The sequence below is a fragment of the Cognatishimia sp. F0-27 genome (genome assembly GCF_020667845.1).
Taxonomy (GTDB): domain Bacteria; phylum Pseudomonadota; class Alphaproteobacteria; order Rhodobacterales; family Rhodobacteraceae; genus JAFMPQ01.
On record NZ_JAFMPQ010000005.1, the window covers coordinates 41,143 to 57,419 of the forward strand.

General features: G+C 64.2%; 8 protein-coding genes. 4 read left to right on the plus strand and 4 right to left on the minus strand.

Annotation, left to right across the window (positions count from 1 at the left end; translation table 11 throughout):
- Positions 1-423: 423 nt before the first annotated feature.
- The 3 genes from J1C49_RS04400 to J1C49_RS04410 all read right to left on the minus strand — a co-directional run bounded on the left by J1C49_RS04400 (position 424) and on the right by J1C49_RS04410 (position 8,743).
- Positions 424-4,866, minus strand: a complete 4,443-nt coding sequence (locus J1C49_RS04400; protein ID WP_227444594.1) for a hypothetical protein — start codon at positions 4,864-4,866, stop codon at positions 424-426.
- Positions 4,867-5,280: 414 nt separating this feature from the next.
- Positions 5,281-7,275 carry a DEAD/DEAH box helicase gene (locus J1C49_RS04405; protein ID WP_227444595.1) on the minus strand — a complete coding sequence of 665 codons (1,995 nt, stop codon included), beginning with the start codon at positions 7,273-7,275 and terminating at the stop codon, positions 5,281-5,283.
- Between the two features lie 283 nt (positions 7,276-7,558).
- Positions 7,559-8,743 carry a S8 family serine peptidase gene (locus J1C49_RS04410; RefSeq protein WP_227444596.1) on the minus strand — a complete coding sequence of 395 codons (1,185 nt, stop codon included), beginning with the start codon at positions 8,741-8,743 and terminating at the stop codon, positions 7,559-7,561.
- A 166-nt stretch (positions 8,744-8,909) separates the two neighbouring features.
- Here J1C49_RS04410 and J1C49_RS04415 point away from each other — a divergent pair, with 166 nt between their 5' ends.
- Entirely contained in the window at positions 8,910-9,485 is a 576-nt protein-coding gene (locus tag J1C49_RS04415; RefSeq protein WP_227444597.1) for a hypothetical protein, read from the plus strand.
- A 5-nt stretch (positions 9,486-9,490) separates the two neighbouring features.
- On the opposite strand, the gene J1C49_RS04420 is transcribed toward J1C49_RS04415, so the two are convergent.
- On the minus strand, positions 9,491-10,021 hold the full coding sequence (locus J1C49_RS04420) for an RNA polymerase sigma factor (RefSeq protein ID WP_227444598.1): 531 nt from the start codon (positions 10,019-10,021) through the stop codon (positions 9,491-9,493).
- A 242-nt stretch (positions 10,022-10,263) separates the two neighbouring features.
- Here J1C49_RS04420 and J1C49_RS04425 point away from each other — a divergent pair, with 242 nt between their 5' ends.
- The 3 genes from J1C49_RS04425 to J1C49_RS04435 all read left to right on the plus strand — a co-directional run bounded on the left by J1C49_RS04425 (position 10,264) and on the right by J1C49_RS04435 (position 16,253).
- Complete coding sequence (locus tag J1C49_RS04425; RefSeq protein ID WP_227444599.1) at positions 10,264-13,515, plus strand: hypothetical protein; 3,252 nt, start codon at positions 10,264-10,266, stop codon at positions 13,513-13,515.
- Positions 13,516-13,767: 252 nt separating this feature from the next.
- Complete coding sequence (locus J1C49_RS04430; RefSeq protein WP_227444600.1) at positions 13,768-15,060, plus strand: amidohydrolase family protein; 1,293 nt, start codon at positions 13,768-13,770, stop codon at positions 15,058-15,060.
- 200 nt (positions 15,061-15,260) lie between these two features.
- On the plus strand, positions 15,261-16,253 hold the full coding sequence (locus J1C49_RS04435; protein WP_227444601.1) for a BMP family protein: 993 nt from the start codon (positions 15,261-15,263) through the stop codon (positions 16,251-16,253).
- Positions 16,254-16,277: the final 24 nt, after the last annotated feature.

The following is a 16,277-nucleotide window of genomic DNA, read 5'->3' on the forward strand; positions in this document are numbered from 1 at the left end:
TTGGGCGCGCCACCATTCACGGTGGACTGCCGGGCTGACATCCCTCATACGCGCCAAGCGACAACCTTTGCCGCTGCCTTGGGACTTTTGGTGCAAAACCGCGGCCGGCACGCAGCCAGCGACGTTCTGTGACGATCCGGCTTCCGCCCCGGCAGAGGCGCGCCGGAGCGTTCCGGACTGATCCGCGTTCGGCGTGAGGCTCGCATCGGGATCAAATCGCGGTTCCGGATTGCAAGGGCCTGCGCTGCGCGCCCAAGCCGTGATCCCAGTGGTGCGCAAGCCGCAACCGGGCCCATACCGCGTTGCCAGTGGTTTGCACGCCGCGACCGGACCGAGAGAGCCCCGCGTTGGCACCAACAAGAAACCCTCCCCGGGGCGCGTGGATGGCACGGGGAGGGCGATGCGTGAAGGGCAGGGGCGGGCTTAGAGAATGAAGTCGCTCTCAACCGCTCCGCCGGGGATGTAGATCTGACCATCGGCAACGCCGTCGCCATCCACATCCATGCTTGCAATGGTCACGCCGAAGCCACTGCGCACGATATCGAGCAAGGTGATCTCACCCGCGGTGCCGGTAAACTGCGTCACCACGAGGAAGGCATCATCGTCAACCGTTGCCGTATTGGCGTCGATCCCGCTGACATCGATCCGGTCGCCTTCTGCGCTGTCGAAATCCTCGATCTCGTCGCGGGCGAAGATCCCGACCCCTGTATGGGTGATGTCGCTGAACACAAACGTGTCGGCGTCGTCGCCACCGGTCAGGAAATCGCGCCCTTCACCCCCGTCTAGGCGGTCAGCGCCGTCACTGCCAAACAGCCGGTCGACATCCGCACCGCCCAGAAGACTGTCTGCGCCGTCGCCGCCAATCAAGGTGTCGCGCCCGTCAAGGCCCGACAACGTATCAGCGCCGAGGCTGCCTTCGAGCCGGTTGCCATGAAGCGCCGTTCCGGTGATGACATCGTCGAATGCAGATCCGAACACGTTCTCGACCGCCATCAGCATGTCCGAGCCGGCACCACCGGTCGCGATCCCCGTTTCGAGGTTCACCTCGACGGCGGCGGCAAGTCCGGTATAGATCGCGGTATCGATGCCATTGCCACCGTTGATCGTGTCATCTCCGAGACCGCCCACGAGCCGGTCGGTATTGCTGCCACCGGAGAGCGAGTCCGCGTCGGCCCCGCCTTCGAGACGATCATCCCCGCCGCTGCCGACAAGCGTATCGGAGCCCTCGTCGCCACGCAGCGTGTCATTATCGCCAGCGCCGATCAGGTAGTCGTTCCCGGTTCCACCGTTGAGCGTGTCGTTGCCCGCGCCACCGGAGATATTGTCGGCCTCGGCGTCGCCATCGATGCTGTCGTTCCCATCGCCGCCAAGCAAAGTGTCCTCACCGCCACGGCCAGACAACTCGTCGGCCCCGTCGCCACCGACAATCCGGTTGGCCACGGCATCCGCCCCTTGAAGCGTGTCCCCAAGGGCCGACCCGATGACGCCCTCAATCTGTTCGAGCATGTCAGCGCCGGTCGTGGCGCTGCTGGCGGTGCCAGCCGCCAGATCCACGGTTGCCGCAGATGCCACGAAGGCGAAGGACAGGGTGTCGAAACCGGCCTCGCCATTGATGGAATCGGCACCGCCATCGGCAAAGAACAGGTCGTCATCGCCACCGCCGCGCAAGGTATCCGCGCCATCGCCCCCAACAAAGGTGTCGTTGCCCGCAATGCCTTCGAACAGGTTGCCGGTCGCATCGTCGCCGATAAACCGGTCACCGCCGAGACCTCCGATGGCGCCTTCGATCTCGGTCAGACGATCGCGGCCCTGGCCCATCGCAATGCCAGTGCTCAGATCGACCATGATCGCCGTGGCGAGTGGCGCAAGCGTCAAACCTGTCGGTGCGGCGGAAAATGCCACCATGTCAAAGTCATCGCCGCCGTTGATCACGTCGTTGCCATCAAGGCCGACGATCAGGTCCATGCCGCCCAGACCGTTGAGGATATTGTCGTGGATCGTCGTTCCGACGATCAGGTCATTGAACCCTGACCCTTCCACATGTTCGACATTGGTGATGGTGGATGTTTCACCGGCAAAGCTGTAATCGCCCCGTTCGAGCCAGATCTCCACCCGCGCCGTGGCATCGCGGAAGTGGATCGTATCGAAATTCGTTCCGCCATCAATGAAATCGAGACCGCCACCGGCATAGATCAGGTCGGCATTGCTGCCGCCGTCGACGCTGTCATTGCCGGTGCCGCCAAAGAGCGTGTCTTCACCCGCGCCGCCCTTGAGCGTGTCGTTGTCGGCCCCACCGCTCAGCGTGTCGTCGTTTGCCCCGCCTTCAAGGCTGTCGTTCCCGCTCTCGCCGTCGACGAAGTCTTTGCCATTGCCGCCCAGCAACGTGTCGTCGCCTGTCCGACCGGCGATGTCATCATCGCCATCGCGCCCTTCAAGGCGATCCCCGATGCTTTCAGCACCCAACAGCGTGTCGTTCTGATCTGTCCCGATCGCAGCTTCGAAACTGCCGATGGTATCGGTGCCCTGACCGGTTGCACTGTTGTTCTCGAAATCGACATTGACCGCGCTTGCGCTGCCAGAGAAGTCGAGCGTGTCAAAGTCATCCCCGCCTTCCATGTCGTCATTGCCCGGGCCGCCGATAACGCTGTCATCGCCTGCACCACCCAGGATTCGGTCTCCGCCTTCGAGGCCAAAGATCGTGTCGTTCCCGGCCAGACCGTTGATGTAGTCGCCAAAGACCAGGTTCGATCCGTAAATCAGATCATTGGTCACGTCGCCGATATAGAACCCTTCATCGGGCAGATAGGCCGCTGCGATATAGCCGTCGGAATATCCATCGACGAACCAGTCGATAAAGCTCCACCGCGTGTTGGAACCACCGGTCAGAACATAGCCGGTCGCGACGTAGGAGGTGACGTCGTTGGTCTGCGCGTTTGTTTCGAAGCCCGCGGCGCGCCCAATGAGGATGTCGCTGAAGCCGTCACCGTTGATATCACCGCCATCAATGGACCGAAGCACCTCTTCGCCATTGGTGCCGCCCGTCCGGATCACGAACCGAAAGCCGTCGGTGCCGTCGAGCCCATCCACTTCAAGGTTGCTGGTCTGTGCTGCGTCCGTGCCGAATATGACGTTGACCCGTGTAAGATCGACCGGATCGTCTTGTTTCCGGCCGCGCGCCACCTGATCGACAATCGCGATATCGGCGAAACCGTCGCCATTGATATCGCCGAGCGCGGCAACGGTCTGGCCGAGATTCGCGCCAATCCCGTCGTCGATGAAGGGCGCACCGCTGATCACGAACCCCTGCGCAGAGTTCAGATCCTCACGCGTCAGGTCCGACGGCATACCGCTATCGGTCCCGAAAATCACATAGGCCTGGCCAGTTTCCCGGGTTCGGTCGACTGTGTAGGTACTGGTCGTGAACGTGCGGACCTGCTGATAGTTTCCCGATGGTGCCGGAGTATAATAGTAGGGTCCGTAGCTCCTGTTTGTGTAGCTGCGAATTTCGGTCATCGGAAATCCGCCACCGGCCGTGTAGCCGTAGCCGGGGGAATAACTCCCATACATGGTGTAGTTGCCCGGCGGCGTGTAAAAGCGCGTATACCGGTTGGTATAGGTGCGACGGGTTCTTGTATATGAGCCGGTCCCGAAGGTCGGTGTGTAATACGTGTTATAGACCCGGGTTGTTCTGTAGGTATTGTAATCGACTGCCGCGCCCGGAGCACCGATCAGGAAGTCATCGAACCCGTCGCCATTGAAGTCGCCGATGGCAGCAACCGAGGCGCCGACCGCGTCAACCGGTCTGACGCCCGTGAACGTGAAGCCGTTGCTGCCGGTCAAGCCATTGGTATCGATGCCGCTTGTCCCGCCGTTGCCCGGGTCGGTGTTGGCGCCGAATACGACATAGGCGCGCCCGGCATCCTGGGTCACATAGACCATGTTGTTTTCGCTTCTGAAAACGTCGTATTGCGGCGCGCCGAAGATCACATCGTCGCGACCGTCATCGTTGAAATCAATCCCCCCATCCGCGGAATTGCCAAAGTCGGTCGGGTTGTTGCCCTGCTGGGGGTTTCCGCTCGGGATGGAATCCTGACCGATCGACATGAAGGAAAACGCGTTCGCGGGGAGTGGCTGGCGCGAATAGGATTGCGAAAAACCGCTCTGGTTGCCGGCGAGAATGAACCCGACGCCGGCGCCGCCGATGTAATTGGGCGGTTGATTGGGGGCAGACGTGTTAATTGCCGGCCCATATTGTGCCACCGCCCCGAGATCGAAAAAGCCGTCTCCGTTGAAGTCGCCGGCATAGAAGACCTCGGAGCCCAAGCGCTCTTCCGGGGTCGTCGTGAAGAAACGGCTGCTTGCAGGTCCGGCGAGGTCGGTAATCAGAACCGTGTTGACCGGATTTTCCGGGGTCGCGCGTCCAAACACGATATAGGCTGCGCCGTTATCGGCGCCACCCAGATACGTGGTGCCCGGCGCGCCAATCAGAACGTCGGCATAGCCATCGCCATTGACATCGCCCAACGCGCTGACGGATGCCCCGAAATTCTGTGACGGCTCGGACCCGTTGATGCGAAACCCCGTGCCGGGCGCAGGGTTCTGGAGGTCCGTTGTGGAGGGTCTTCCGTTTGCTGTCCCGTAGACAATCGTTGCCGCCCCGACATCCTGAAAATAGCTCAGGAAATAGGCAACCCCGTGGGGGTCATAAGAAACCAATCCCCGATCAGCGTCACGGGCACCCACGACAAAGTCACCAAAGCCGTCCCCGTTGAAATCGCCGATAAAGGCCAACGTATCGCCAAAGCTGTCATCGGTGGTGAATGGCGCGGAAATCTCCGCCGTCAAGCGGGTTGAAACGGTGGTCATTGGCGATCCTACTGGTTACAAACCTCTACGCGAGGCAACATCTTGTTGGCAGTGAAATTGCCCAAACGACATTTGCTTGTCTATAGACAATTTTAAGAAATGCCTTTGGAGACATCTCCAGATATGGCGCGCTTGCGGATGGGGCACTGTCCGCTGGTCAAAGCGGTAGACGCGCATCCGAGGGCCAGACGAATCCGCAAAAAAAGGGGGCTTGCCGCGCGCGGCCTTCCGAACCCGTCCCGAGGTGATTGCGGGGGTCGTGCGGATCCGAGTGATGACCGCGGGCGCGATGCGCCGTTCCGTTTTCTGACGCCATGAAAGGCTTTGGCGGTTTGCGGTGCCGCGACGCAATTGCGGCGCGCCCGACTGCAAACACCCGACGGTCGCCAATTCCGGCACCAACAGACCGTCGGCTTACTTCGTTTTGTGCGCGGGGCCTTTCGATTTGGCCTTGGCTGCCATCGTGCGGGCCTTGTTCTTTTTGCTGGTCGATTTGCCTTTCGGCGGCGGCGGGCCTTTGGGCTTTGTCTTGGGCCTTGTGGCGCCTTCCGAGAGCGCTTTGGCGCCGCCGCCTGCAGCCTTGTGCGTGCGGTCTGCCTGCTTTGGCGCCGGTTTGGCCCCGTGCTTTGGCGTCGCCGCGGGTTTCTGGCGCGACTCTGTCTGCGCCGCGTCGGGTCGGTCGGCACGGGTTTGCCGTGGCTCGCCCGCCTCCGGACGTGACGCGGGGGCTTTGCCGGGCCGGTCCCCATGCGGCGGCCGCTTGCCGCGATGCGGCTTTGGCGGGCCGTCGGCGCGCGCCGGCCGCTTATGCGGCGGGTGGGGTGGTCGCCCGTCCGTCAGAACCGGGGCTTCGGCCAGTTCCGTCACCACGGCGCCGGGTTCGATTTCGCCGCCGTTGGCCAAAAGCGCGCGCAGCTTGGGCGCGGCATCGCGCTTGACCTGAACAAGGGAGCGGTCCTGCTGAATACGGATCGCGCCGATCTCGTCGCGCGTCACCGCGGAGCTCTTGATCAGCATCGGCAGCACCCGCCGCGGTTCGGCCCCGGCCGCGCGCCCGCCGGTGATTGCAAACCAGACGCTCGGCCCGAATTCCGGGCGTGGCGCGGGCTTCGCGTCCGGATCGACAAGGTCTTCGGGGCTGGATCGTGCCGCGCGATAGAGGCGCAGATAGGCGGCGGCGAGTTGCTCGGCGCTGAATGTCTCCTGAAGGCGGCCCACCACGTCAGCCTCGGACTCGGCGACCGGCTCCGTCCAGGCAGGGTCGGCAAACAGGCGTTCTTCTTCCTTGGCACGCACCGCGTCCGCAGAGGGCGCGGTTGTCCATTCGGCCTTGAGCTTTGCCCAGTTCAGGATCCGCTCGGCTTTCTTGCGCGAGGATTTCGTGACGATCAGCGCGCTGACACCCTTGCGCCCGGCGCGGCCGGTCCGCCCGGAGCGATGCAGCAGCGTCTCGTGGTTCGAGGGCAATTCCGCGTGCACCACCAGATCGAGGTTGGGCAGGTCGATGCCCCGGGCGGCCACATCCGTCGCCACGCAGACCTGCGCCCGCCCGTCGCGCATTGCCTGTAGCGCGTTGGTCCGTTCGGACTGTGTCAGTTCGCCGGACAGGGCCACAACCTGAAACCCGCGATTGGAGAGCCGCGTGGTCATGCGATTGACCATTGCACGCGTGTTCGCAAAGACGATGGCGTTGGGTGCTTGATGATACAGCAGCGTGTTGATGACCGCGTTTTCGGTGTCGCGTTCGGCGACATGCATGGCGGTGTATCGGATATCGGCGTGTTGATCGGTGGCCGATTGCACCACGATGCGGCGCGCATCCTGCTGGTAGCTTTGTGCCAGCGCGACGATGGGTTTCGGAACGGTGGCCGAAAAGAGCAGCGTCTGTCGCGTCTGCGGCGCTTCTCCGAGAATGAACTCGAGGTCTTCGCGAAAGCCGAGGTCGAGCATCTCATCCGCTTCGTCGAGCACCACCGCCGCAATCGCGGTCAGGTCGATGGAGCCCCGCATGATGTGGTCACGCAACCGCCCCGGTGTGGCGACAACAATATGGGCCCCGCGCGCCAGTGCGCGGCGTTCGTCGCGCATGTCCATGCCACCGACGCAGGAGGCCATGACCCCTCCGGCACCGGCAAAGAGCCAGCTCAATTCGCGCTTCACCTGCAGCGCCAGTTCGCGGGTCGGCGCGATCACAAGCGCGAGCGGGGCGCCGGGCGTGTCGAACCGCTCTGCATCACCGAGCAGCGTCGGCGCGATGGCGAGGCCAAATCCGAGGGTCTTGCCGGACCCGGTCTGGGCAGAAACAAGCAGATCCTGACCGTTGAGTGCCGGATCCGATACGGCCTCCTGAACCGGGGTAAGCGTTGTATAGCCACGGTCGTCGAGTGCAGCGCGCAGGACCTGTTTCATGGGATGTGCCTTTCGTGGGGCGGGACGGGGCGCGATACCGGTCCCGCTGCGGCGGGGTGCCGCGCGCGGGCATGGGCGCAACGCAGCATGCCAAAGACCGCCGCGCTAATGCATGGCGCGGGGTTTGTATAGGGCCTGCGGGTCCTGAGCGGCCCGGACGGGCGCTTTGTCGCTGTTATTGGGCGATTGCTTCGGGCTTACGGTCGGTTTGCACGGGATCTCGGCTGTTGTCCGGATGGTCACGGCCAAGCGCATCGCGCGGTCTGCGGGCGAGCGGGCCGCGCTAATTGACGACGCGATCGGACGGGGCCGCGGGGCAGGCGGCGGCCGCCTGGACCAGACCGTGACCAAAGACGGGGTCCTTGCCTTCCCGACCCAGATCAATCGCTCCGGAGGCCAGCTTCGCATAGTCAAGGGGCGCGCCAGCGGCGAGGCGCGCCGTCACCAGCGGCGCGGCGATTGAGGTGCCGCTCACGTAGCGCGCACCGAAAGGGGATTGCACGAACACATCGACACCGGGGGCGGCGAAATCGATATGGGATCCGCGCACCGCGCGCGGCATCGCGGCGCCACGGGCATCGACAGCCGTTACCGCCAGCACGCCGGGCAGGGCGGCGGGATATTGCGTGGCCGCGACACGCCTGTCGTTGCCTGCCGCAGCCACGATTGTCATCCCGCGTTCACTGGCCGCAGAGACGGCCCGCGCCAAAAGCTTGTTGGGCGGACCCGCCAGAGAAATGTTGACGACCCGGACGTCCTGTGCCGCCAACCAGTCCAGCGCCTGAACGAGCGCGGAGGCGCCTGCACGCGTATCGCCGTCGGGCGTTTCGGTGAGGACCGCTGCGCTGTAGAGCGCCACGTTCCGCAAGCGGCGGGGATCGGCCAACAGGCTGGCGACCTCCGTGCCGTGACGCAGACCGGCTGGACTGCCGGCACCAAACTGGCGTTGGCTCAGCCTTGCGCCGCTCAGCCCGTCGGCGGAGGGCTCGACCCCGCCATCGATGAGGCCGATTGCCCCGGTCGCGCGGCAGCCGCCCTCGGGCCAGCGCATCAGCGTCGTGGCGTAGTTGCGCCGGTCCGTGACCGAAGGCAGGCTCTGCAGCCGGTAGGCGTGGTTCACGCCGACCGTGGCGGTGGTGACATCCGCCTCGAGCGCGTCGATGGCTGCCGCGCCGGAGACGTCCGCGGGCAGGTCGACGGGCACCATGATCAGGTCGAGCGCGTCGAGCGGCACCGCCGCATCGGGCGCGTAGCCCAACGCGCGGGCGGCCCGTCGCAGGGCCGTTTCGCGCGCGGCATCGGGCACCAGAGCATAGACCCGGCCGGTCTCCGCAAGCGAAGGGGGCAGCGGGGGGGGCGCCAGCCCGAGGTCACGCACGAGCCCGCAGCCGCTCAGAGCCAGCAAAAGCGCCAATGCTGCGAACATGCCAGACCGGCGCAGGCTGCGGGGCAAACCGGATTTGCTCATCTTGACCTCTCACGTCGTTCTTGTCTTGGTCGGGCGGCTGGCGGGATGGTTGAAAAAAATTTCAACCATTTTGCGTGCCCGGCCGACAAAGACGGAAACAGTGCCATTGCCCGCGTTGCCGTGATTATGGATTGCGTGCAGGCTGGCAATATCAGGAGGCCCCAAAATGGACCGCGATGACAAGATCCTAACCTATCTTCAGGGGCGCATGTCTCGGGAAGATGTGGCGCTTTTTGAGGCAGAAATCGCAAAATCGCCTGATATCGCGGCCCAGGTGGCGGTGATGCGGCGCGCGCGCGCGGTTCTGGGAACGCCTCCGCCAGACCTGCGCGATGACGGGTGGGACCGGCTGTCCCGGGCGATCGACGCACAAGGCACGCCCGACCGCGCCGCCAATGTGAACCGACCGATCCGCCTTTCTCTGTTGCAGGCCGCAAGCGTGGCGGTGGCTGCGGTGATCGGATGGAGCGTTCTGCAACCGGTCCTCTTCCCATCAGAGCCTGGCGGGCTTGCCCCGGCCTCCGCAGAGGCGGAGGTGGCGGTGCTGCAAGTTGTCTTTGTGGCTGATGCGCCGGTCGGCGAGATTGCGGCGCTCCTGACCAATCTCGGTGCAAGTATTGCCGAGGGGCCCGGCGTGCTGGGCATTTTCCGCCTGCACTTTGCCGATACCGCCGCCCGAGACAACGCGCTTGCCACCCTGTCGCGCCGGACCGACCTCATCGACGAAGTGCTTGTCGACTAGCCAGCTCAACGCCGCCCAAGGCAGCGCAGCAACAGTTTCTTGGCGTAGTGTATCCGCGCTTTGATCGTGCCTTCGGGCGCGCTTTCGATCGCGCCGATCTGCGCGTAGGTCAGGTCCTCATAAAACGCGAGACGAATGGCGCTGAGATGCCCGGGTTTGAGTTTGGCAAGACAGGCTCGCACCCGGTCGGCATCCTGCGCCGCGATAAGCAGCGCTTCTGCATTGGGCGCGTCGTCCACGCGTTCCGGCGGGTCCTCGACCACCTGAAGCCGGGACGATTTGCGGTGCCTGTCGATCAGCTTGTTGCGGGCGATGCTGAAAAGCCACGTCTTGACGGTCGAGGCGCGCTGGTAGTGCCCGGCCGTGTTCCACACCGCGAGCATCGCTTCCTGAACCACGTCATCAGCGGTTTCGGAATCGGCTCCCCGGCTGCGCAGAAACGCAAAAAGCGGCATCTCGTGGCGCTCGAAGAACACGCGCATGGCGGCCTTGTCACGCGCCGCAATCCGACCCAGCAATTCTGCATCCTCGATCATCGGCTGTGACATGTCCCTCGCGGTTCGACCGCCCGGCAGGATGGCACCGCAGGATCGGTGTTGCAAGCCGATGCGCCGTTGCGGAGAGCCGCACCTGTTCTGCGTCTCTTGGCGAAAAAAGACATTCCAGATCAGCGCTTTGTGAATTTTGTCAAAAAAGTTTCAACCCAATGTGCTCGGGCTGCGACCAAGCCCTTGAAAGCCGCGTGCATTTGCGGCTCAGCCAACAAGGAGAAATTGAAATGGCGCCCGTTACCACACCCTCGATTGTATTTGCATCCCAGCCCGCAAGCACCTCTGCCAACCCGGGACCCGATCACCGCACTGTGACGCTGTCGGATGGCAGCTTTGTCACCGTGTTCGCCGTGCCCACGGGCGAAATCCGGTTTCAGCAGTTCGATGAATTTGGCAGAGCCATCGGCACCGAGGGCCAGCTCGCCAGCGGCGTGCCGCTGGCCCGGTTTGACCTGTTGGCGATTGAAAACAGCGAGCTTGTGCTTGCGCTGGAAGACGCGGGCGGCGCGATTGCACTCTCGTCATTCGATATTTCAGGCGGCACCGCCACGCTTACCACCACGGTTTCGGCAACGCTGTCGTCCATCTCCGGCACGTTCACCGGCCCGGCCCTGGCCGGGTCCAGCAGCACTGATCTGACAGTGCAGTATCTCAACGCAAGCGGCGGGGCCGTCTCGCTTCAGACGGTCACCGGACTGGCCGGTGCCGCCAGCCCGACCACCAATACCGTGAGCGTCGATGCGGATCCGGGCTCTGCGCTCGACGCGGTGCTGCTCGGGAATGGCAATCGGGTTGTCGTGATCGACACCAACGGCGCAGGCTCGAGCACAAGCAGCGACACCGCCTTCGTGGTGCTCGATCCTGCGGGTGCCGAGGTGGCGCGCGGCACGCTGTCCGACCCTGCCGGCGGGGCGGTGTCAAAACCGCAGGTCGTTGCGCTTGCGGATGGTGGGTTTGCTGTCGCGTTCCAATCCGACGGGGGCGCTCAGACCGTGCGGCTTCAGGTGTTCAACGCCGACGGGTCGGCGCGCTCGGTAATACGCGACGTATCCGACGACGCGACGGATGCGAATGCCGATCCGGCCCTTGTCGCGCTGGATGATGGGGGATTCATCGCCTTTTTCGACCGCGCTACCGACGATACCGGGCTGGTTGCGCAACGCTATGACGCGCAAGGCGTGGCCGTGGGCGATCCGGGTGAACTGGCCGCTGGCGCAGGCGTGGAGGCGCCCTCGGTGAGCCTGCTCGGGGATGGGCTTGTAGCGCTCACCTACCTCGACGGTGGGGTGCTCAACAGCACGGTTCTGGGCACGCGGGCGCTGGACCTCGATCTTGGCGAGCAAGGCACTGACCTGCTGGGCACGGTGGACGACGATACCGTGAACGGCAGCACGGAAGACGATACGCTCGACGGCGCCGATGGCAACGACCTGTTTTTTGGCGATCTGGGTGCCGACCTGCTGCGTGGCGGCAATGGCAACGATACGCTGAACGGCGCGCGTGGCATCGATACGATTTTTGGTGGTGCGGGCGATGACCGGATCATTGTCGAAAACGGCAACTTCATCGACGACATCAATGGTGGCGGCGACACCGATACGCTCGATATGAGCGGATACACGTTCAATTTTGTCACCGTGGACCTGTCGGCGCAGACATACACGGTTGGTGGCGGCGCGGGCGTTCAGCGGGTGGTCAATGTCGAGAACGTCATCGGATCGGACGAGAGCGGCGACATGCTGACCGGCAATAGCGGGGCAAACCGCATCGAAGGTCGCGGCGGCGACGATACCATCAATGGTTTCGGGGGCTCGGATACGCTGATTGGAGGCGACGGCGATGACAGCGTGACGGGCAGTTTGAACGGGCGCAACCTGCTCGAAGGCGGCATTGGGAGCGACACGCTGACCGGCGGCGGGCGCAACGATACGCTGATTGGCGGTGCGGGCGCAGACATCATGGACGGGGACGGCGGAAACCAGGACCTCGCCGATTACAGCGCTTCTGACGCGGCTGTTTCGGTTGCGTTGGCGCTCGGACAGGTCGCCATCGGATCTGGGGGGCATGCCGAGGGCGATACATTGACCGGCATCGAGCATCTGACCGGGTCGGCCTTTGACGACGTGCTCAGCTCGAACAACAACAAGGTGACGATCCGTGGGCTTGACGGCAATGACAGCATCACCGGCGGCTTCAACTTTGACCGCCTGATCGGGGGCGCCGGGGACGATACGATCAACGGTCAGGGTCAGGGCGACAGCGCCGTATTCGAGGGCGACCTTGCCGATTTTGTCATCGGTCGGTCCCAGACTGGCCAAGTGCGGATCGGAGATCTGCGCCAAGCCCCGGAGAGCGAAGGCGTTGATACCACGATCAGCGTGGAGTTTTACGAGTTCGCCGATCAGACGGTGACCGTGAGCACGGTTATCGATGACACCGTGATCCTCGGGACAAATGCCTCAGAGACCATCACGCCGCCCGTCGATGCCGTGCAGGTGTTTGGCTTTGGAGGCGACGACGTGATCGTCGCCAGTGCTGCGGGCCAAAGGATCGACGGTGGGCGCGGCGCGGACACGGTAACCGGCAGCACCGGCAGCGATACGCTTGAAGGTGCAGAGGGGCGCGACCGGCTTTCCGGCGGGGCGGGTGACGACACGGTTTCGGGCGGCGATGGCGACGATATCGTGATCGGCGGCGGCGGCGCAGACCGCCTCGAAGGCGATGAGGGGCACGATTCCTTTGACGGCGGGGCCAATGCCGACAGGCTCAATGGCGGGCTTGGCGACGATACGCTCTTTGGTAACAGCGGTTTTGATACAGCCCTGTATGTCGGTCTGTCCGCCGGTGTCTTCGTCACGCTTGAGAGCGGCTTTGCGACCGGCGGCGGCGGTGACGATGTGCTTGCGAGCATCGAAGGGGTGTTCGGGTCCGGCCATGACGATGTGATCTTCGGGTCGAATGCCAAGGGCGAACGGCTCGAAGGCTCTCTCGGCCACGACCAGCTCTCCGGGCTGGACGGGCGCGACACGCTGCTGGGCGGCGATGGCAATGACACGCTTCTGGGGGGCGATGGTGTCGATCGCATGCTCGGCCAGGACGGCGACGACCGGCTCGAAGGCGGCGGCGGCACGGATTTCATGACCGGCGGCGCGGGGGCGGACAATTTCGTGTTCCGCAGCATCGACGACACCGGCGTGGGCCGCTTCAACCGCGACGAACTGCGCGATTTCTCCGGCGCGGAGGGCGACCGGATAAACCTGTTCCTGATCGATGCGGACGAGACGGTTGCGGGCAATCAGCGGTTTGTCTTTGCCGGCGACAGTTTCACGGGATCTGCGGGGGAGTTGATCCTCAATGACTTCGTGCTTTCCGGTGTCGATGTGACGATTGCCTCGATGGATGTGGATGGCGACGGTCTCGCGGATGGGCAGATCTACGCGGTTGGCAGCGGCATCACCGTGGACGATTTCGTGCTCTGACGCGCGCGGGCGCGTCATTCCCAAGAGCATGTCATCGGGCCGGTCGCACATCCGTGTGGCTGGCCCGGTGCTTTGTGGCGTGTCGGTCTTGCGTGGTGCGCGCGGCATCGGGCTTGCCGCGCAGAGCATGCGGTGTCGCTTTGCGCGGCACTCGGATCCCGGATGTGACCCCCGGCGCGCAATCCACCGTGACAGCGCCGCGCCGCAGCTGTAATCGTCTGACAGAGCCAAGACAGTCCGGGAGACCCCATTGTGCTAGACCTTCTTGTTCGAAACGCGGCATTCCCAGACGGCCGGACCGGCCTTGATGTGGCCATGCGCGCGGGCCGGATCGTCGAGATCGCGCCGTCCATCGAGGCGGAGGCCGGGCGGGTGATCGACGCGGCCGGTCATCTCCTGTCGCCGCCTTTCGTGGACGCCCATTTCCACATGGACGCGACGCTGTCGCTCGGTCTGCCGCGGATGAATGTCTCGGGCACACTGCTCGAAGGCATCGCGCTCTGGGGCGAATTGCGCCCGACGCTGACACAGGATGCGGTCGTCGAACGCGCATTGCGCTATTGCGACCTTGCGGTGTCCAAGGGGCTTATGGCCGTGCGCAGCCATGTGGACGTGTCGGACCCGAAGCTGGTGACCGTCGAAGCCCTTCTGGAGGTCAAGAACCGGGTTGCGCCCTATCTCGACCTGCAATTGGTGGCCTTCCCGCAGGACGGCTATTACCGGCATCCGGAGGCCGCGGCCGCCTTGGAACGCGCACTCGACATGGGGGTCGACGTTGTCGGGGGCATCCCGCATTTCGAACGCTCAATGGAGGCCGGGCGCGCCTCTGTGGAGGCGCTGTGCCGGATCGCGGCGGATCGCGGCCTGCGTGTCGACATGCATTGTGACGAGACCGACGATCCCCTCAGCCGTCACGTGGAAACCCTTGCCGAACAGACCGTGCGCTTCGGATTGCAGGGCAGGGTGGCGGGGTCCCATCTCACCTCCATGCATTCCATGGATAATTATTATGTCTCCAAGCTGATCCCCTTGATGGCCGAGGCAGAGCTTGCCGCGATCCCCAATCCGCTCATTAACATGATGTTGCAGGGCCGGCACGACACCTACCCCAAGCGTCGCGGCCTGACCCGGATTCCGGATCTGCTTGCGGCGGGCCTTGACGTGGCTCTGGGGCAGGATTGCGTGCTCGACCCGTGGTATGCCATGGGCACGGGCGATGTGCTCGATGTGGCGCATATGGCCGTTCACGCGACCCAGATGGGCGCACAGGTCGACAAGACCACCTTCTTCGACGCGGTCACGACAGTCCCGGCGCGCATTCTGGGTCTTGACGGATATGGCCTCGCCGTCGGCTGCCATGCGGATATGGTGCTTCTTCAGGCACGTGACCCCGCGGAGGCCATCAGGCTTCGGCCCAACCGGCTCGCGGTGATCCGCCGTGGCAAGGTCGTGGCCGAAACCGCGCCGGAGCTCACGCGCCTCGCGCTTGAGGGGAGACCGCAGAGCGTGGATCCGGCCGCATACGCGCCCCGCAATGCGACCTGAAACAGCCGCCGCCCGAGGCACCGGGACGCCGCGACTGGCTGCGCGATTCTTGGTCAATTCGCCAAAGCGGACCACGTCTCGGGCATCAGGCGCTTGACTCCGTCCCGGTGCGCGGCATGGTCAACGCGTATCGCGGAGTGGCGCGCCCGCCCGGGCGATGGCCCAGATCGCGCCAGAATAACCAGCAAGGGAGTTTCCACATGAGCCGTATCCTGATGAACCGTCGCCGCCTGCTTGGGACGGGAGCCGCGTTGACGGCGTCGGCATTGGCCACGCCCGCATTGCTGCGCGCACAATCCGCCCCGGTCAAGCTTGCCGGCATCCACGCCTCGCCAGTCGAAAACGCCTGGAACTCCGTGTTGCATGCCGCGATGGTGGCAGCCGACGAGGAAGGTGTTGTCGATTACAGCTTCTCCGAAGGCGTCTCCGGGACCGATTACCCCCGCGCGATGCGCGAATTCGCCGAAGCCGGCAACGTCTTGATCGTGGGTGAATCCTATGCGGTGGAGCGCGAAGCCCGCCAGGTGGCGGCGGATTATCCGGACACGGCGTTCCTCATGGGGTCTTCAGGTGAGGCGTCTGGCGACAATTTCGGCGTGTTTGGCACATGGAACTGGGAAGCGGCCTATCTGGCGGGGATGCTCGCCGGGCGCATGACACAATCCGGTATCGTCGGGTCGGTCGGGGCGATCCCGATCCCCGAGGTCAACATGCTGATCAATGGCTTTGCCGATGGCGTGGCGCGGACCAATCCCAACGCCAAGCACCTCGTCAGCTTCATCGGCACCTTCTTTGACCCGCCCAAGGCCCGCGAAGCCGGTCTGGCGCAGATTGATGCGGGCGCGGATATCCTGTTTGGCGAGCGGATCGGCACGGCCGACGCGGCGCAGGAACGCGGTATCCCGGCAATCGGGTCGCTGATCGACTACACGCCACGCTATCCGGAAACCGTGTTCGCCAACGCGCTGTGGTCCTTCCGGCCGCTTGTGGATGCCGCGCTGGCCGATGCGGTCGCAGGCAACCCGGTTGGCAAGAACTACACCCCGCTCAGCCTGATGCAGGATGGCGGCAACGATATTTCCTTTGTTCCGGAGATGGTGCCCGCCGATGCGGTGGCCGAGATGGAAGAGGTGCGCGCCGCCATCAAGGCAGGCACATTCGAAGTGCCGCGCAATTTCGACGAGCCCGCATGATGCCAGGGCTCAAGGCCTGCCCCC